At 60.3% G+C, this 18,643-nt stretch carries 17 protein-coding genes and 1 riboswitch; of the genes, 8 read left to right on the top strand and 9 right to left on the bottom strand.

The annotated features are described in order from the left end of the window. Positions 1-165: 165 nt before the first annotated feature. Positions 166-570: an acyl-CoA thioesterase gene (locus BLU63_RS12480; RefSeq protein WP_010466921.1), complete on the bottom strand. Its 405-nt coding sequence runs from the start codon at positions 568-570 to the stop codon at positions 166-168. Positions 571-759: 189 nt separating this feature from the next. Continuing rightward, a riboswitch (S-adenosyl-L-homocysteine riboswitch) is annotated at positions 760-862 on the top strand. A 23-nt stretch (positions 863-885) separates the two neighbouring features. Between BLU63_RS12480 and ahcY the strand changes: the two genes are divergently transcribed. From ahcY to BLU63_RS12460, 4 genes are all read left to right on the top strand, one after another. Beyond that, the gene (gene ahcY / locus BLU63_RS12475) at positions 886-2,295 is read left to right on the top strand and encodes an adenosylhomocysteinase (RefSeq protein ID WP_077747242.1); all 1,410 of its coding nucleotides are present in this window, start codon (positions 886-888) and stop codon (positions 2,293-2,295) included. A gap of 191 nt (positions 2,296-2,486) precedes the next feature. Then, complete coding sequence (gene metF / locus BLU63_RS12470; RefSeq protein ID WP_010466919.1) at positions 2,487-3,332, top strand: methylenetetrahydrofolate reductase [NAD(P)H]; 846 nt, start codon at positions 2,487-2,489, stop codon at positions 3,330-3,332. A 125-nt stretch (positions 3,333-3,457) separates the two neighbouring features. Beyond that, positions 3,458-4,261, top strand: a complete 804-nt coding sequence (locus BLU63_RS12465; protein WP_010466917.1) for a substrate-binding periplasmic protein — start codon at positions 3,458-3,460, stop codon at positions 4,259-4,261. Positions 4,262-4,483: 222 nt separating this feature from the next. Then, positions 4,484-6,361, top strand: a complete 1,878-nt coding sequence (locus tag BLU63_RS12460; protein ID WP_010466915.1) for a DEAD/DEAH box helicase — start codon at positions 4,484-4,486, stop codon at positions 6,359-6,361. A 246-nt stretch (positions 6,362-6,607) separates the two neighbouring features. Here the strand turns inward: BLU63_RS12460 and BLU63_RS12455 are convergent, their stop codons facing one another. The 3 genes from BLU63_RS12455 to BLU63_RS12445 form a co-directional block, all read right to left on the bottom strand. Further along, positions 6,608-7,192 (bottom strand): YceI family protein, encoded by a 585-nt coding sequence (locus BLU63_RS12455; protein ID WP_010466914.1) that lies wholly within the window; start codon positions 7,190-7,192, stop codon positions 6,608-6,610. Positions 7,193-7,224: 32 nt separating this feature from the next. Continuing rightward, positions 7,225-7,776 carry a cytochrome b gene (locus BLU63_RS12450; protein WP_010466911.1) on the bottom strand — a complete coding sequence of 184 codons (552 nt, stop codon included), beginning with the start codon at positions 7,774-7,776 and terminating at the stop codon, positions 7,225-7,227. Between the two features lie 265 nt (positions 7,777-8,041). Further along, positions 8,042-9,799, bottom strand: coding sequence for a flavin monoamine oxidase family protein (locus tag BLU63_RS12445; protein ID WP_083375556.1), 1,758 nt, complete (start codon positions 9,797-9,799; stop codon positions 8,042-8,044). A 222-nt stretch (positions 9,800-10,021) separates the two neighbouring features. On the opposite strand from BLU63_RS12445, the gene BLU63_RS12440 reads away from it, so the two are divergent. Both BLU63_RS12440 and BLU63_RS12435 read left to right on the top strand, forming a co-directional pair. Then, positions 10,022-11,428 (top strand): adenosylmethionine--8-amino-7-oxononanoate transaminase, encoded by a 1,407-nt coding sequence (locus BLU63_RS12440; protein ID WP_077747239.1) that lies wholly within the window; start codon positions 10,022-10,024, stop codon positions 11,426-11,428. A 195-nt stretch (positions 11,429-11,623) separates the two neighbouring features. Further along, a complete protein-coding gene (locus BLU63_RS12435; protein WP_010466899.1) occupies positions 11,624-12,343 on the top strand; it encodes a 16S rRNA (uracil(1498)-N(3))-methyltransferase in 720 nt (239 codons plus the stop codon). Positions 12,344-12,459: 116 nt separating this feature from the next. Here BLU63_RS12435 and BLU63_RS12430 read toward each other — a convergent pair whose 3' ends face one another. The 3 genes from BLU63_RS12430 to BLU63_RS12420 are packed head-to-tail and all read right to left on the bottom strand — an operon-like array spanning position 12,460 to position 15,000. Next, entirely contained in the window at positions 12,460-13,362 is a 903-nt protein-coding gene (locus BLU63_RS12430; RefSeq protein ID WP_017341248.1) for a transporter substrate-binding domain-containing protein, read from the bottom strand. Between the two features lie 27 nt (positions 13,363-13,389). Further along, on the bottom strand, positions 13,390-13,740 hold the full coding sequence (locus BLU63_RS12425) for a RidA family protein (RefSeq protein WP_010466895.1): 351 nt from the start codon (positions 13,738-13,740) through the stop codon (positions 13,390-13,392). 18 nt (positions 13,741-13,758) lie between these two features. Continuing rightward, complete coding sequence (locus BLU63_RS12420) at positions 13,759-15,000, bottom strand: D-amino acid dehydrogenase (protein WP_077747238.1); 1,242 nt, start codon at positions 14,998-15,000, stop codon at positions 13,759-13,761. 107 nt (positions 15,001-15,107) lie between these two features. On the opposite strand from BLU63_RS12420, the gene BLU63_RS12415 reads away from it, so the two are divergent. Then, positions 15,108-16,016: a LysR family transcriptional regulator gene (locus tag BLU63_RS12415; protein WP_077747237.1), complete on the top strand. Its 909-nt coding sequence runs from the start codon at positions 15,108-15,110 to the stop codon at positions 16,014-16,016. A 113-nt stretch (positions 16,017-16,129) separates the two neighbouring features. Here BLU63_RS12415 and trhA read toward each other — a convergent pair whose 3' ends face one another. Continuing rightward, complete coding sequence (gene trhA, locus BLU63_RS12410) at positions 16,130-16,747, bottom strand: PAQR family membrane homeostasis protein TrhA (RefSeq protein ID WP_010466891.1); 618 nt, start codon at positions 16,745-16,747, stop codon at positions 16,130-16,132. Positions 16,748-16,876: 129 nt separating this feature from the next. Between trhA and BLU63_RS12405 the strand changes: the two genes are divergently transcribed. Then, positions 16,877-17,791 carry a LysR family transcriptional regulator gene (locus BLU63_RS12405; RefSeq protein WP_077747236.1) on the top strand — a complete coding sequence of 305 codons (915 nt, stop codon included), beginning with the start codon at positions 16,877-16,879 and terminating at the stop codon, positions 17,789-17,791. A gap of 85 nt (positions 17,792-17,876) precedes the next feature. On the opposite strand, the gene madM is transcribed toward BLU63_RS12405, so the two are convergent. After that, on the bottom strand, positions 17,877-18,641 hold the full coding sequence (gene madM / locus BLU63_RS12400; protein WP_010466889.1) for a malonate transporter subunit MadM: 765 nt from the start codon (positions 18,639-18,641) through the stop codon (positions 17,877-17,879). Positions 18,642-18,643: the final 2 nt, after the last annotated feature.

The raw sequence follows: 18,643 nt of genomic DNA, 5'->3' as shown, positions 1-18,643 counted from the left end.
GATGTGTCATGTAGGTACGACACGCGCGGTTCGGAGCTGTTCACTGACCGTCCAACGAAACTGGCTCTGTAGGAGCGAGGCTTTCCAGCGAAGGGTTCACCTCGGTATTGCTGGTGACACAAATGACGCCTTCGCGAGCAAGCTTCGCTCCTACGGGGGCTCGCATTACTCGCTGGCGACGTCGTCCTTGAACTGGTCTTTGACGTACTTGATCTCGGTCTGGCCGTGCGGCGCGGGCAAGCCGTCTTCACCCAGGTTGACGAAGACAATCTTATCCACCGTCAGGATGCTTTTGCGGGTGATCTTGTTGCGTACTTCGCATTTCAGGGTTATCGAGGTACGACCGAACTCGGTGGCAGTGATGCCCAGTTCGATGATGTCGCCCTGGCGCGAGGCGCTGACGAAGTTGATCTCGGAAATGTACTTGGTGACCACTCGCTGATTGCCCAGCTGGACGATGGCGTAGATCGCCGCTTCTTCGTCGAGCCAGCGCAACAGGCTACCGCCGAACAGTGTGCCGTTGGGGTTGAGGTCTTCGGGTTTTACCCATTTGCGGGTGTGGAAATTCATAGGGGGCTCCAGGATTGAGACGTTTGAGCGATAGGGTTCTGCCCCCAGCTTCAAGTTTTAAGCGCCAAGCTGCAAGTAAATGCAGATTCGCTGTTGCTTGCCGCTTGTAGCTTGTCACTTGCCACTAGCCGGACAAAGGAAGCTATAATCGCCACCGATTTAAAACGGCTACTACCGTTTTCCCGCCACCTGTCCGAGGGGCGCTGCAGCAGGTTCGACCTGTCAGGCTCGGATGGGGCGTTGACTGGCCATGATCGGCCGGACACTAAACGCACAACGGCGCCCATTCGCATACATTACGAATGGAGGCTCATCATGAGCGCTGTTATCACGCCTGCAGATTTTAACGATTACAAAGTGGCCGACATGTCCCTGGCTGCCTGGGGCCGTCGCGAAACCATCATCGCCGAATCCGAAATGCCAGCCCTGATGGGTCTGCGCCGCAAGTACGCCGGTGAGCAGCCACTCAAAGGCGCCAAGATCCTTGGCTGCATCCACATGACCATTCAGACTGCCGTGCTGATCGAAACCCTGGTTGCCCTGGGTGCCGAAGTGCGTTGGTCGTCCTGCAACATTTTCTCGACTCAAGACCAGGCCGCTGCCGCTATCGCAGCTGCCGGTATCGCGGTTTATGCCTGGAAAGGCGAAACCGAAGAAGAGTACGAGTGGTGCCTGGAGCAAACCATCCTCAAAGATGGCGCGCCTTGGGATGCCAACATGATCCTCGACGACGGCGGCGACCTGACCGAGCTGCTGCACAAGAAATACCCGGCGATCCTGGACCGCGTCCACGGCGTCACCGAAGAAACCACCACTGGCGTTCACCGCCTGCTGGACATGCTGGCCAAGGGCGAGCTGAAAATCCCGGCCATCAACGTCAACGACTCGGTGACCAAGAGCAAGAACGACAACAAGTACGGCTGCCGTCACAGCCTGAACGATGCGATCAAGCGTGGTACTGACCACCTGCTGTCCGGCAAGCAAGCGCTGGTCATCGGTTACGGTGACGTGGGCAAGGGCTCGGCTCAGTCCCTGCGTCAGGAAGGCATGATCGTCAAGGTCTCCGAAGTCGACCCGATCTGCGCCATGCAAGCCTGCATGGACGGCTACGAGCTGGTTTCGCCGTTCATCGACGGTATCAACAACGGTACTGAAGCCAGCATCGACAAAGCCCTGCTGGGCAAGATCGACCTGATCGTGACCACCACCGGCAACGTCAATGTTTGCGATGCAAACATGCTCAAAGCCCTGAAGAAGCGCGCTGTTGTCTGCAACATCGGCCACTTCGACAACGAAATCGACACCGCTTTCATGCGCAAGAACTGGGCATGGGAAGAAGTGAAGCCGCAGGTTCACAAAATTCACCGTACCGGCCCTGGCGCATTCGATGCCCAGAACGACGACTACCTGATCCTGCTGGCCGAAGGCCGTCTGGTTAACCTGGGTAACGCTACCGGTCACCCAAGCCGCATCATGGACGGTTCGTTCGCCAACCAGGTTCTGGCGCAGATCTTCCTGTTCGGCCAGAAGTACGCCGACCTGTCGCCAGCCCAGAAAGCCGAGCGCCTGACCGTTGAAGTACTGCCGAAGAAACTCGACGAAGAAGTGGCCCTGGAAATGGTCCGCGGTTTCGGCGGCGTTGTGACTCAACTGACCAAGACCCAGGCCGACTACATCGGCGTGACCGTCGAAGGTCCGTTCAAGCCGCACGCTTACCGCTACTAAGACAAAGCAGCTGCGAGCTTTAAGCTTCAAGCGGCAAGCAAGGTCAAAAGCCGAACTTGCCGCGCGAAGCTCGAGAGCTCTGCCCCTATTCCAAAACAGTTTCAGGCAGCAGGCTCCAGGCACAAGAGATCAGCGCACCTCCGCTTCTCTTGCAGCTCGCAGCTTGCAGCTTGTAGCTGGAGGTTCCCTCCATGTCCCAAGACCGTCGCTACAGCTTCGAGTTCTTCCCTACGAAGACCGACGCTGGGCATGAAAAGCTACTCGCCACTGCCCGTCAGCTGGCCACGTACAACCCCGATTTCTTCTCCTGCACTTATGGCGCTGGCGGTTCGACCCGTGATCGCACGCTCAACACCGTGTTGCAGCTCGAAAGCGAAGTCAAAGTCCCGGCTGCGCCGCATCTGTCTTGCGTTGGCGACAGCAAGGACGACCTGCGCGGCCTGCTGGCTCAATACAAGGCAGCCGGCATCAAGCGTATCGTTGCCCTGCGCGGTGACCTGCCATCCGGCATGGGCATGGCCAGCGGCGAAATGCGCCACGCCAACGACCTGGTTGAGTTCATTCGTGAAGAAACCGGCGATCACTTCCACATCGAAGTCGCCGCCTACCCGGAGATGCATCCGCAAGCGCGCAATTTCGAAGACGATCTGAACAACTTCGTGCGCAAGGCTAACGCTGGCGCCGACAGTGCGATCACCCAGTACTTCTTCAACGCCGACAGCTACTTCTACTTCGTCGAGCGTGTACGGGCGATGGGCGTAAACATTCCGATCGTGCCGGGGATCATGCCGATCACCAACTACAGCAAGCTCGCGCGTTTCTCCGACGCTTGCGGTGCGGAAATCCCGCGCTGGATCCGCAAACAGCTGGAAGCCTACGGCGACGACACCCAGAGCATTCAAGGCTTTGGTGAGCAAGTCATCACCGAAATGTGCGAACGTCTGCTGCAAGGTGGCGCACCGGGGCTGCACTTCTACACACTGAACCAGGCTGAAGCGAGCCTGGCGGTGTGGAACAACCTGAAGCTGCCGCGCTGAAACAGTGCAGCACTCCAATGAAGGCTCTGGCGCAATCCAGGGCCTTTTTTATGGATTGCGCCTCGGGCCAGAGCTTCTGGATCCGATTTCTGGCTCTTTATGACTTCTCGTCGTAATCTCAAGCCATGCCTCTGATCGCACAGTTACTCACCGTGTTTCTTTTCTCTTGCCTGAGCTTTGCCGCCCGGGGCGAGAAGTTGCGCATTGTCACCGAGCCGTGGGCGCCTTATGTCTATGAGGAAAACGGCAAATCCCTGGGCCTGGATTACGAAACCACGGCGATCGTGTTCAAACGCCTGGGGATCGAAGTGGACTGGCAGTTCCTGCCATGGAAACGCTGCCTGTCGATGCTTGAAACGGGCCAGGCGGATGGAGCGCTGGACATTTTTCACAGCGATGAACGCGACGCCACCTTGCTCTACCCCAGCGAACCGCTGTCGGAAGTCGAGTTCGTGATGTTCTACGCTAATGAGCGGCCCCATCCGTTCCGCACCCTCGACGACCTGAAAGGCCTGACCGTCGGCACCTCGCCGGGCTACCTCTATAGCAAGGATTTCAGCGAGTCGACTCTGTTCACCCGGGAGCCGGCGCCAACCCATGAAGCCAACTTCGGCAAACTGGTGCGCGGGCGGATCGACCTGCTGATCACTGATCGCCGGGTCGGGCAGCACTTGCTCGACGAATTGGGCATCCGCGACAAGATCACCGAAAACCCCACCGTCATCAGCCGCCAGAGCCAGTTTTTGGCGGTACGCCGTAACGCCGGTATGGATTTGCTGGTGCAGCGTTTCGGTGCCGAACTCAAGCGCTTCAAGCGCGAGCCCGCCTACGCTGAGCTCAGCGCCCGTTATGGCGCAGGCCCGGGGGTGCAAGCCGCCGCCACCACCACCGAAAAAACCGTTGAGCAGCAGGAAAGCGGCGCGCAGTGATTGCTCTGTTATACTCCGGCCTTCCCGCCAGGCTCACGCCCGGACGCTCGGACTTGTTCAAGGCATCTCGATCCGCTACAGCGCAGCTTTTCAGCCCGCGCGAGCGCTCCAGACGAGCTTTCAAGGCCCAGCAGGACCGGACGGGATTGCGTTCCTCTTAAACGCCATTCGCGCCAGGCAAGACTCCCATTGGGCCAAGCCCTAACTAAAACAGGATTACTCATGTCCTTTGCTTCCCTCGGTCTCTCCGAGGCTTTAGTCCGCGCCATCGAGGCAGCGGGCTATACCGAGCCTACTCCGGTGCAACAGCGGGCTATCCCCGCCGTGTTGCAAGGTCGCGACCTGATGGTCGCGGCTCAGACAGGTACTGGTAAAACCGGCGGCTTCGCCCTTCCGATTCTGGAGCGGTTGTTCCCCAACGGTCACCCGGACAAATCCCAGCGTCACGGCCCGCGCCAACCGCGCGTACTGGTCCTGACCCCTACCCGCGAACTCGCGGCTCAAGTACACGAGAGCTTCAAGGTGTATGCCCGTGACCTGAAGTTCGTCAGCGCCTGCATCTTCGGCGGCGTCGGCATGAACCCGCAGGTTCAGGCCATGTCCCGTGGTGTCGACGTGCTGGTGGCCTGCCCTGGCCGCCTGCTCGACCTCGCCGGCCAAGGCAGCGTCGATCTGTCCCACGTGGAAATCCTCGTGCTGGACGAAGCCGACCGCATGCTCGACATGGGCTTTGTCCATGACGTGAAGAAGGTCCTGGCTCGCCTGCCGAGCAAACGTCAGAACCTGCTGTTCTCGGCGACCTTCTCCAAAGACATCACCGACCTTGCCGGCAAGTTGCTGCACAACCCGGAACGCATCGAAGTTACGCCGCCGAACACCACGGTCGAGCGCATCGAGCAACGCGTCTTCCGCCTGCCAGCCAACCACAAGCGTTCGCTGTTGGCGCACCTGATCACCGCTGGCGCCTGGGAACAGGTCCTGGTGTTCACCCGCACCAAGCACGGCGCCAACCGTCTGGCCGAGTACCTGGACAAACACGGCCTCAGCGCCGTCGCGATCCACGGCAACAAGAGCCAGAACGCCCGCACCAAAGCCCTGGCCGACTTCAAGGCCGGTGAAGTGCGCATTCTGGTCGCCACCGACATCGCCGCTCGCGGCCTCGACATCGACCAGTTGCCACACGTGGTCAACTTCGAGCTGCCGAACGTCGACGAAGATTACGTTCACCGTATCGGCCGTACCGGCCGTGCCGGTCGTTCGGGCGAGGCGATCTCGCTGGTCGCCCCGGACGAAGAAAAGCTGCTGAAAAGCATCGAGCGCATGACCAAGCAGAAGATTGCCGATGGCAACCTGATGGGCTTCGACTCCAGCGCTGTAGAAGCCGAGAAACCGGAAGTTCGCGAGCGTCCGGATGTGCGTAACCCACGCAACCCACGTGGCCCGCGCGGCGACGGCCCGAACGGCACCGGCGGTGGCGGCGGTCGTAAAGACAAGGGCAAGGACAAGGGCGGCAAGGAAAAAGCGCCTGCCACTGGCCGTGGCGATCGCCCGGCCCGTGAACACAAGCCACGCGAAGGCACCCCGGCTCGCGAGCAACAGCGTCCGGCTCCTCGTGCCGCCGTTGATCGTGCTCCGGATGAGTTCCTGGACGACGATGTGGATAACTTCGGTAACCGCGTTGACTACGTGCCTCAAGCCAAACCGGCTCAGGGCCGTGGCCGCCGTCCGGGTGCTCCGGCACCAGGCGCGGCAGCCGGCGCAGGTGCTCCACGCACCGGCGGCAAGCCTCAGGGTCGCCAAAGCGGTCCGCGCAGCAGCGACGGCGCCACCACCGGCACGCCGCCGGCCAAGCGCAGTGGCCCACGTAACGGCGCTCCACGTGACGGCCAGGCCCGTCGTGAAGAGTCGCGCAACCGTCGTCCGGCTCGCACCGACGACCAGCCGCGTTCGGAACCGGCCGTGCAAAACCCGCGCGGCCCGGCACCGAAGATCATTCACAAGGAGTCGAAAACCGATCGTTTCCCGACTCCAGAGCAACTTGATCAACTGCCAGGCCGTCCACGCGGTGAGAAGCCAGCGTTGCTGACCCGCAATCGCTGATTTAGCACTGCCATAAAAAATGCCCCGGCTCTCACGACCCGGGGCATTTTTTTGGCCTGACGCAACCCCCTGTAGGAGCGAGGCTTGCCCGCGAAAGCGCCAGCCGCCTCTCCACAGAAATCCGGTTGCCCCCTTCGCGGGCAAGCCTCGCTCCTACAGGATTTTGGGTGCGACGCAGATTATGTTCGGCCATAAAAAACGCCCCCGATCGCGAGATCGGGGGCGTTTTCGTGTCAGGGGCGAAAATTACTTCGCCTTCACACCTTCAAACGAAACGTACAACTCGACGGCATCGGACGCTGGGCCCAGGTCTTTCTGCTTGCCGAAGTCGGAACGCTTGATGCTGGTGGTGCCTTCGAAGCCGGCACGGTAGCCGCCCCATGGATCCTTGCCTTCGCCCAGGAAGGTAGCCTTGACCACGACTGGCTTGGTCACGCCAAGGATGGTCAGGTCGCCGGTCACGTCGGCAGTGTCTTTGCCAGCGGCGTTTTTGCCGGTGGATTTAACGCTGGTGGAGACGAACTTGGCTTTGGACCCGTCCAGGAAGTCTTTGCTGGCGATGTGCTTGTCGCGCTCGGCATGGTTGGTGAACACACTGGCGGTGTTGACGTTGAACTCGATCTTGCTCGCTTCCGGCTTGGCCGCATCGAAGCTGAACTTGCCGTCGATGTCCTTGAAGGTACCGGTGATGTAGCTGTATCCCAAGTGGCTGATCTTGAAGTCAACGAAGGCGTGCTGGCCTTCTTTGTCGACGACGTAGTCAGCCGCCATCACGTTAGCGGACAGCAGAGCCGAACCGATTGCCACAGCAGCGAGTGTTTTTTTCAACATGCTTTCTATTCCTTTGGAGTCGAGGTTGAACTTCAGGCTTTGCGGCCCAGCATTCGATTGAGGGTCGCATCACGATCGATAAAGTGGTGCTTCAATGCTGCCAACGCGTGGAGACCGGAAAAAATTACCAGCGCCCACGCCAGATACAGATGAATCACACCGGCGGTGTCTGCCTGGTCCGGTAGTCCGGAAACCAGCGCAGGAATTTCAAACAGGCCAAACACCGAAATCCCGACACCGTCTGCGGTGGAAATCAGGTATCCGGCAATCATCACAGCAAACAGGCTGAAGTACAGGAACGAATGACCGAACTTGGCGCCGAGACGCGTCATGCGGCTATACGTTTCCAGTGTCGGCGGTGGCGGGCTGATAAAGCGCCACAACACCCGCAGGACCATGACAGCCAACAACACCAAGCCAATGCTCTTGTGCAATTCCGGCGCGTCTTTGCGCCAGGTGCTGTAGTAGTCGAGACCGACCATCCACAAGCCCAGCGCGAACAAACCGAAGACCGCCAGCGCCACGCCCCAGTGCATGAAGACGCTGACCCAACCGTAGCGGGAAGAAGAGTTACGTAGCTGCATTGCCCAAATCCTGTGAGAACTGCGACCAAGACTATCGAGTTATCTATCGAATTAAAGCGGAAAATTTCGCTTTGAAATATCGAGAAATACGATCAAGAGTCTGAAATAGAGTCGTTAAGGAAAGATTAAAGACCAATGTGTAATAAAAAATGAAGTCCAGCCATGGAACACCTGCGCCACAAGATTTATTCGATTCTTGTGATTGGTTTCTTTCAGGCATAAAAAAACGCGGCATGTCTGCCGCGTTTTTTTGAGTGCCAGAAGCTTACTGCGCTTTGGTTTCCGTCGCCGGGGTCGTAGAAGTTTTTGCCGCTGGTTTCTTCGCGGTTTCAGCCTTCTTCGCCGGTGCTTTGGCCGGCGCTTTTTTGGCTTCGGTCTTGGCAGCAGGCTTTTTCACCGGGGCTTTCTTGGCCGGCTCGGCTTTCACCGGGGCCACAGGCTTCGGCGCTTCAACCGGTGCAGGTGCTGGAGTCGGTGCCGGCGTTGGAGCAGGTGTCGGCGCCACTGGCTCTGGTGCCTTGACCGGTTCCGGCTTCTTGTCGTCATCGGACGAACCACCGAACAGGTTGGTGAAGAAGTTGCCTTTCTTCGCCGCCACCGCGCCGGCCGCTACAGCGGTCGCTGCCGGCACAACCTTCGCAGGCTCAAACGACTTGCCCGCCGCCAGGTCTTCAACCTGACTGGCTGCACGTTGACCAGTGCGCAATGCGCCTTCCAGCGTGCCTGGGTACAAGGTGTCGGTGTGTTCGCCAGCGAACGCTACGCGTTGCAGCGGGCGTTCCCACAGGCGCCAGTATTTGCTGATCTGGCCCGGGCCGAAGGCCAGGTAAGCGCCGCCCATCGACGGGTCGGTGCTGTAGCGGCGGATTTCATAACCGGTGAACGAACCGCGCGCCTGTGGATAAAACGCGTGCAGACGAATCAGCACCTGGTCGACCATCTGCTTATCGCCGAACGCCTGCATCACCCGTGCGTTGTCGCCGGACAGGTTGATCACCACGTTGGCGCCACCCTTCAGCGCCGGCTCGACCCACAACATGCCCAGGCCGGTGTTGCTGTAGATCTCGCCGGACATGCGCGCCTTGCTTTCCCACACTGGCGTCTTGAACTTCAGCATAATCTGGTCACGCCAGCCGTAGTTGGTGCCCTTGATAGCACCCAGGTGCTGGGCGTCCAGCGCCGGGATCATCTGAATCTTGTTCAGGGCGCGCAACGGCACGGCCACCACCACGTAGTCAGCCTGATAGCCAACGCTGCCGACTTTGACGGTCACACCGTCCTTGTCCTGGTTGATGGACGACACCGGAGAGCTGGTCTTGATGGTTTTCAGCTGTTTGACGAAGGCCTGGGCCAGTACCGGGCTACCACCGAGCAGACGCGAAGCGCGCAGGTCACGGTCGGAGACGCCACGGTAAACACGGCTCTGCTGTGCGAAATACAGCAACGACAGGCGCGAAGGTTCGTCGTAACGGGTACGAATCTGCTGGTTCACCAACTGACGTGCCGTGGCTGGCAGGCTCAGACGGTCGAGCCAGTTGGAAACGTTGATCTGATCCAGAGCGTGCAGCGTACTGTTGGCCGCCGGGTTCTGTGGATCTTCGATCGAACGCGCCAGATCGTCCAAGGTCTTTTCGTAGCGCTTGAGGGCTTCAGCGGTGGCCGGTTCCTTGGTGGCCAGGTCGGCGGCGGTGTAATACACGCCATCGATCAGGTAGCTCGGGGTCCGCACGAATTCAGGGGCTGGCGTGGTGCTCAGCTTGAAGGTCGATACGTATTTGTTCAGCACCGGTTGGGTCTTGTCGTTGCCGATCCACTCACTGGTGGCCATACCGGAGCGACCGCCCAGGCTCGGCTTGGCTTCCAGCAGGGTCACCTGCCAGCCTTTGTTCTGCAGTTCATAAGCGGCAGTAAGGCCCGAGAGCCCGCCGCCGATCACGATCGCCGTTTTATCCTTGGCCAGCGCAGACACGCTGAACAGCCCCAACATCACCAGCGCAAAGGCGCGCAGCCAACCAGCAGACATTCAGCGAACTCCGGAAATACACGAGGAAATAGCGGTTTTACGAGTCAGACGACTCAAAGAACCGCGAAGAATACGTCAGCCATCAAAAGGCCGCCAGCGACGTCTATCGACCTATACAAAGTAGCTCAATCGACACAATGGGTTGTCCCCGTGCGATGCATTGCATAGGCTTGCGCGATTGTTTGCCCGCGAAACCAGCGAGCCGCCTCGAGGAGACTGAACATGGGCCTGAATAATCAGTGGATGCAACGCGATCTTGCGGTGTTGTGGCATCCCTGCACCCAGATGAAAGACCACGAACAGCTGCCACTGATCCCGATCAAGCGCGGTGAAGGCGTATGGCTGGAAGACTTCGAAGGCAAACGCTACCTCGACGCCGTCAGCTCCTGGTGGGTCAACGTGTTTGGCCACGCCAACCCGCGCATCAACCAGCGCATCAAGGATCAGGTCGATCAGCTGGAGCACGTGATTCTGGCCGGTTTCAGCCATCAGCCGGTGATCGAGCTGTCGGAGCGTCTGGTGAAGATGACGCCGGAAGGCCTGACCCGGTGCTTCTATGCCGATAACGGTTCGTCCTGCATCGAAGTCGCGCTGAAAATGAGCTTTCACTACTGGCTCAACCGCGGCCAGCCGAACAAGAAGCGCTTTGTCACCCTGACCAACAGCTACCACGGCGAAACCATGGCGGCGATGTCGGTAGGCGATGTGCCGCTGTTCACCGAAACCTACAAGGCGTTGCTGCTGGACACCATCAAGGTGCCGAGCCCCGATTGCTACTTGCGCCCCGAAGGCATGAGCTGGGAAGAACACTCGCGGAACATGTTCGCGGCCATGGAACAGACGTTGGCCGAGAACCACGACACTGTCGCGGCAGTGATTGTCGAGCCGTTGATCCAGGGCGCCGGCGGCATGCGCATGTATCACCCGGTGTACCTCAAACTGCTGCGCGAAGCCTGTGATCGCTATGGCGTACACCTGATCCACGACGAAATCGCCGTCGGCTTCGGCCGCACTGGGACGATGTTCGCCTGTGAACAGGCCGGCATCCGCCCGGACTTCCTCTGCCTGTCCAAGGCCCTGACCGGCGGCTACCTGCCGCTGGCGGCCTGCGTGACGACCGAGGATGTCTACAGCGCGTTCTACGACGACTACCCGACCCTGCGCGCCTTCCTGCATTCGCACAGCTACACCGGCAACCCGCTGGCGTGCGCGGCGGCTTTGGCGACGCTGGATATCTTCGAAGAAGACAACGTCATCGAGAACAACAAGGCATTGGCGCAGCGCATGGCCAGCGCGACCGCGCACCTGGCCGATCACCCGAACGTTTCGGAAGTGCGCCAGACCGGCATGGTGCTGGCCATCGAGATGGTCAAGGACAAGGCAACAAAAGAAGCTTATCCGTGGCAAGAGCGTCGCGGTTTGAAGGTGTTCCAGCACGCGCTGGAGCGCGGCGCTTTACTTCGACCGTTGGGCAGCGTGGTGTATTTCCTGCCGCCGTATGTGATTACACCGGAGCAGATCGATTTTCTGGCCGAAGTGGCCAGTGAAGGGATCGACATCGCGACCCGTGAGGGCATCAGCGTGTCGGTGCCGAAGGACTTCCACCCCGGCTTCCGCGATCCGGGCTGAGTCACCGAAAAACCCTGTGGCGAGGGAGCTAGCTCCCGCTCGGCTGCGAAGCAGTCGTACTCCGGCTTGCGCGTTTTAACTGACAAATCGCGGTCGCCGGGTTTGGGGCTGCTTCGCAACCCAGCGGGAGCAAGCTCCCTCGCCACAAAAGCTGATTGAGCACGCTGCTATATTCGACTTTTACAGAGATCCAAGATGAGACTGTCCCGCTTCTTTATCGACGCCCCCTTGAGCACCGGCGAACACGAATTGCCCGAGGCCCAGGCCCATTACATCAGCCGCGTGCTGCGGATGGCCGAGGGTGATGCGCTGCAATTGTTCGACGGCTCAGGCCATGAGTTTCGGGCCACGCTGGTGGAGGTCGGCAAGAAGCGCGTCGTCGTGCAGATCGATGAAAGCTTCGCCGGGCAAATCGAGTCGCCCTTGCAGATCCACCTCGGTCAGGGCTTGTCCCGAGGCGAGCGCATGGATTGGGCGATTCAGAAAGCCACTGAACTGGGCGTCACCGAAATCACCCCGATCTTCAGCGACCGCTGTGAAGTCCGCCTGAAGGATGAACGCGCCGACAAACGCCTGATGCACTGGCGTCAGGTGGCGATCAGCGCGTGCGAGCAATGCGGGCGTTCAAGGGTGCCGGTGATTCATCCGCCGCTGTTGCTGGCGGACTGGTTGAAGCAGACCGAGGCCGAGTTGAAACTGGTGCTGCATCCGGTGGCTGAGCCGTTGGTGAGTCATGCCAAACCGACAACCTTGGCGTTTCTGATCGGGCCTGAGGGCGGGTTGTCCGATGCCGAAGTCGAGCAGGCCAAGGCTGGCGGTTTTCACGCCGCCCGCCTCGGTCCTCGCGTATTGCGCACCGAAACCGCACCCGTCGTGGCGTTAGCGGTGGCGCAACAACTGTGGGGCGACTTCTAGGTTCTGATCGTTCCCACGCTCCGCGTGGGAATGCAGCCCGTGACGCTCCGCGTCACTGGACGCAGAGCGTTCCTAGAGGCATTCCCACGCAGAGCGTGGGAACGATCTGTCCGCAACTACTGCACCGGATCACTCACCGGTTTGGCGATGATTGCTTTCAGTTCGCTGGTCATCGGGAATTCCAGGTTTAAGCCTTTGGGCGGGATCGGCTGTTGGAACCAGCGGTTATAGATGCCGTTGATTTCTCCCGAGCTGTACAGGTCGGCCAGCGTGGAGTTGACCAGTGCCAGGAACTGCGGATCATCCTTGCGCACCATGCAGCTGTAGATTTCCCGCGACTGCTCCTCACCCACCACCACCCACTTATGCGGATCGCGGGCCTTCGCTCGTTCACCATAGAGCAACGCGTCGTCCATATAGAACGCCGCCGCCCGACCCGACTGCAGCATCTGGAAAGCCTCGCCATGGTCCTTGGCGCTGATCACGAACATATCGATCTTGTGATCGACGTTGTAACTCTTCAGAAACCGTTCATTCGTTGTGCCCGCGGTGGTCACGACGTTCTTGCCGCGCAGGTCAGCGAAACTCTTGATGCCGCTGTCCTTCGCCGTGAGCAACTGACCCTTCACGTAGATAAACCCGTAGGAAAACGCCACTTGCTGCATGCGCTCGGCGGTCACGCCGGTGGAGCCGCACTCAAGGTCGACCGTGCCGTTCTGCACTAGCGGAATGCGCGTTTGCGAGGTCACCAGGTTGTACTTCACCTGCAGATCCGGCAGTTCAAGCTTTTGCTTGATGCGCTCGACAATCTTGCTCGCCAGGTCCACCGAATAGCCCATCGGCTGCCCCGTGTGATCACCCACGTAGGAGAACGGCACCGACGCGTCGCGATAGCCCAGCGTGATGCTCTTGGCATTGGCAACCTTGTTCAGCGTACCGGTCAGTGGCGTTTCGTTCGCCTGGACCTGACTGGCGAGCAGCAGACCGAGGGTGCAGCCGATCAACGTGATTTTTTGCATTGTTATTCTCCGTTGTGGGTTGAGCGATTAGCGGCGCGCTGCGATCACGGTGATTTCCACCAGGACCTCGGGACGGGCCAGTTGCGCCTGCAAAGTAGTGCGGGTTGGCGCTTTGCCCGGTGACAGCCACTGCGACCAGACCTCATTCATGGCGGCAAAATCGCGGCCAATGTCGTTCAGGTAAATGGTCGCGTTGAGCAGATGATCCTTGTCGCTGTCAGCTTCGGCCAGCAACGCATCGATCTTCGCCAGCACCTCGGCGGTTTGGCCGGTGACGTCGAGGCTGTCACCCGGAACCTGTCCCGAGAGAAACACCAGATCGCCAAAGGTCACCGCGCCAGAGAGCCGGCTATTGCTGTTGATACGGTTGATGCTCATCGGTTTTTCCTTTTCAAGTCAGGCGACGCGGGGGGCGAGGCCCTGCATTTCAATCGAGGGTGCGCGCCGGGCGATCAACTCGCTGAGCAACCGGGCGCTGCCGCAAGCCAGGGTAAAACCCAGGGCGCCATGGCCCAGGTTGAGCCACAGGTTGCGGTACGCCGTGGCCCCGATCAACGGCACGCCGCTGGGGGTGGCCGGGCGCATGCCGGCCCATTCGATGGCGGCGGTGTAATCGGCGGCATTGGGTAAGGTTTCCTGCGCCTGGCGCTTGATCAGCGCCAGACGTTTGGGGTCGAGCGCCGGGTCGAAACCGACGATGTCGACCATTGCCGCCACGCGCAGTTGATCACCGATGCGGGCATAAACGATCTTGCGGTTGTAATCGGTGATGCTCAGCTCCGGCGCGCGATGTTCGGTGCGCACGGGCAAGGTCAGGCTGTAGCCCTTGAGCGGATACAGCGGCAGGTGCATGCCGGGCAGCGCCAGCGCCGGACTGCGATGACCGGCGGCGATCACCAGTTGCTCGACCGGCAGCACGTGTGAACCCATTTCGACAGCCTGCACCGCGCCATCCGCGTGGCGAATGCCGGTGACCTTGCGTCCCAGCAAAAACTCGCAACGCCCCGACGCCTGGAGCCGAGCCAGCAGTTGCTGGCAGAAAGCATGGCAATCGGCGACTTCTTCATCAGGCGTATAAATCGCGCCCACAAACGGCGCCTCGGCAAGCGCAGGCTCCAACTGTGCGCATTCGGCACGCGACAGCACGTGCTGCTGTTGCGGATCGGCCAGGCCATGGCGCGCATGCTCAAAACTCGCGGCTTCACGAAACGTCACCAGTTTGCCGTTGCGCCGCCAAGCGAAGCCGTCGAGACGGTCTTCGTCCCGCCAGCCTTGCAGCGTGGACTGGCTCAGTAGCGCCAGACGCAGCAGGTGCGCGCCGTTGCGCTGATTCACAGAACGACGGCACGCCGCCAGGAAGGACCCCATCCAGCGCCATTGCGCCGGGTCCAGGCGCGGACGCAACTTCAGCGGCGAGTCACCGCGCAGCATCCAGCCAAGCGCCTGCAACGGCACGCCGGCATCGGCCAGTGGCGCGACGTAACGGTAGGACAACTGGCCGCCGTTGGCGAAACTGGTCTCGCTGCCCAGCGAATCCCGGGCCTCGATCAGCGTCACGTCGATGCCGTCGCGAACCAGTGCGTAAGCCGTCGTCAGGCCGATGACGCCGCCACCGATGATGCAAACCCGCTGAGCCATGTCTGTCCTTAACCGTTGTTGAAACAGGCTTCAGGTTAGGACCAGGTGACAGACCTTGAACAATGCATAAAGATGCCTGACCCATAAACAAAGGTTATGGACTTGCCATGCGACTGCGACACATCGAGATTTTCCAGGCCATCCGCCAGACCGGTTCGGTCAGTGGCGCCGCGCAGTTGCTGCACGTGTCGCAGCCGGCGGTGAGCAAAGTGCTGCAACACGCCGAGCAGCAACTGGGCTTCCCGTTATTTCTGCGGGTGCGCGGTAAATTGCAGGCCACGCCCGAAGCGCTGGAGCTTGAGCGCGAAGTCGACAAGGTCACCGAAAGCCTGCAAGGCGTGCGACGTCTGGCCCAGAGCCTGCGCCGCGAGCCGGGTCACAGCGTGAGGATCGGCGCGATCCCGGCGCTGGCCTTGTCGCTGCTGCCGCCGGCCATCAACGAGTGGACGCAACGCTACCCGGACATTGTCTGCGAGCTGTCCAGCGCCCACAGCCGTGAGTTGATGCAGAATTTGTTGATGCGCGAAGTGGATGTCGCGCTGACCTTGCAACCGCCTGATCATCCGGGCCTGAAGGCGCAGCCCCTGGCCTGCGGGGTGTTGGTGGCGCTGGCGCCGTTGGGCTATTGGACCGACGACGCCTTGGGCCAGCCATTACCCTTGATCGAACTGGCCGGCGCGCCGCTGATCGGCCTGTCCAGCGCCGATCCGCTGGCGGCCAGGCTCGACAGCTACCTTGAGGCGGTCGAGCCACCACCACGGGTTCGCATCGCCGTGCAGACCTATTCGCTGGCGCGGGCGATGGTTGAATCCGGTGCCGGGCTGGCGGTGATCGACCCGTTTACCGCGCTTGGCGCATCCCCCGCCACCACGGCGATTCGACCTCTGGCGCCAGCGTTACCGATCACGTTGTATGCGGTCACCCGCGCCGACGAACCGCCGCCCCATACCTTGAGCGATTTGTTGCAGGTGTTCAGCCGACGGGCGCAGGCGCAACTGGATCGCCTGTGTTCCTGAGGGAGCATGCCTGCTCGCGAATGCGGTGGATCAGTCAGCGATGATGTCGACTGACCTGGCGCTTTCGCGAGCAGGCTCGCTCCCACAGGTTTTTCATATAGCTGCGATGCGATCTACAAGACATAAAACATAATCGCCACGAAGTGCAGCAGACTCCCGGCGATCACGAACAGATGCCAGATCCCGTGGGCATGACGCAAACGACTGTCCAGCGCAAAAAAGACAATGCCCACGGTGTACAACACGCCGCCCGATGCCAGCCAGGCAAAACCTGTGCTGCCCAGCGCCGCCAGTAGCGGCTTGACCGCTACCAGCACGATCCAGCCCATCACCGCGTAGATCACGATCGACAGAATCCGCGCTTCCGAACGCGGTTTGATCTCTTGCAGGATGCCGATCAGCGCCAATCCCCAGACAATTCCGAACAAGGTCCAGCCCCACGGCCCGCGTAGCGTCACAAGACAGAATGGCGTGTAACTGCCGGCAATCAGCAGGTAGATCGAAAAGTGATCGACCTTCTGCATGATCGCTTTCTTGCGCCCGCGCACGCTGTGGTAAACGGTCGATGCGCTGTAAAGCACCATCAAGGTAAATCCGTAAATCGCCACGCTGACAATCTTCCACGGGCTGCCGTCCATGCTGGCAATCACCAGCATCCACACCACCCCGACCATCGCCGCCACCGCCCCGACCAAATGCGTCCAGGCGTTCAATCGTTCCCCGTGATACATGTGTCGCCCACCTCAACATTCGTTACAACATGGCGCAAGGCTCAGCCCTTGAGCTTAAAAGCGCAATGTTTCAGATCACAAATCCGCGCATACGTGCACAATCGAGCCATTCGACCAAGAGTCACGCCCATGCTGATCGACGAAGAGTTGACCCTGAAAAAACTCGAGGTGTTCCTCGCCTTCATGCGCACCGGCAACCTGGCCCGGGCCGCCGCCGAGTTGCAGACCAGCAACGTCAGCGTGCACCGCGCCATTCACTCGCTGGAAAGCGCCTTGCGCTGCCCGTTGTTCAAGCACGAAGGCCGCAACCTGACACCGCTGGAAAGCGCTTATGTGCTGGAAGAACGCGCCCAGAAGCTGATTCAGGACGTGGTCGAAACCGTGCGCCTGACCCGCGAAGCGGCCGGGTTCTCCGCCGAACGCTTCAAGCTCGGCTCGTTGTATTCGCTGACGGTGAAGACGGTGCCGCAGCTGATCATGGGCCTGAAAATACGTCGCAGCGAGCTCAACATCGACTTGATCCTCGGCTCGAATTTCGACCTGCTGTACAAGCTCAAGAACATGGAGGTCGACGCGATCCTGGTGTCCCTGGACGACAGCGTCAACGACCCGGACTGCGAGCAGATTCCACTGTTCTCCGATGACATCTTCCTGGCCACGCCAGCGGATTCGAAGTTTGCCCAACGGGCGGAAGTCGACCTGGCCGAAGTGCGCGACGAAACTTTCATCACACTCACTCAGGGGTTTGCCACGCATCAGGACGGCAACCGGGTGTTCAAGCAGGCGGGGTTCGAGCCGAAGGTGGCGATGCAGGTCAACGACATCTTCACCCTGCTGAGCATGGTCAGCTCGGGGGTGGGTTATGCGTTGCTGCCGGGGCGGATTGCGGCGGTGTATGAGAACCGTGTGAAGCTGATTCCGTTGCAGGAAAAGTATCGGTTGCAGCAGCACATTGGCGTGGTGTTTTTGAAAGCCAAGGAGCGCGATCCGAATCTGCTGGCGTTGTTGGCGGAGTGTCGGATGTATGCCAATCGCCAGGCCTGAGACCCTGTCGCGCCCTTCGCGGGCAAGCCTCGCTCCTACAGGTATTGCGCAGATCCTGTGGGCGCGTGGCTTACCCTCTAGCGCATCAGCCCATTAATCCGCGCATGATCAGAAACAGCAACGAAGGCCCGAGTAAACAGCCCAATGCCGTGTAGAACGCGGCGGTCAGGCAACCATAAGGCACCAGTTTCGGATCCGTGGCCGCCAACCCGCCCGCCACACCGCTGGATGTCCCCATCAAGCCCCCGAAGATCACCGCACTGCGTGGGTTGTTCAGACCAATCATCGGCGCCACGAACGGCGTCATGACCATCACCAGAATGGCTTTGATCAACCCTGCGGCAATCGACAGCGCCATGACCTCGGAACTGGCACCGATGGCAGCCCCGGTCACCGGACCGACGATATACGTCACAGCCCCGGCACCAATGGTGGTCAGGCTGACCGCATCGGTGTATCCGAAGGCCATGGCCACGGCGACACCCGCGATGAACGACGTCCCGACGCCGACGAACAACGCCAGTACTCCGACAAAACCGGCACGTTTGAGCTCATCGACACTGACGCCAAACGCCGTGGCCACAATGGCGAAATCGCGCAACATGGCACCGCCCAGCAGGCCGATCCCGGACAGCAACGGGATGTCCACCACGCCTTTCTGGCCACCGGTCAACGCACCACCGACATACGACAACAACAGGCCGAGCAAAATGGCGATGGCCGAGCCGTGCAAGCGGCCTTTGGTGAACGTATTGGAAATCCAGTAGGACACCCACATGGTCACGCCGACAATCAGAAAGCCACTGATCAGGCCGTAACCGGTAATTACCTTCATCATCGATTCGTACATGG

Origin of the sequence: Pseudomonas mandelii (assembly GCF_900106065.1) — a bacterium.
Taxonomy (GTDB): Bacteria; Pseudomonadota; Gammaproteobacteria; order Pseudomonadales; family Pseudomonadaceae; genus Aquipseudomonas; species Aquipseudomonas mandelii.
Note: the sequence above shows the minus strand (reverse complement) of the source record. Positions and strands in the feature narration are given on the sequence as shown.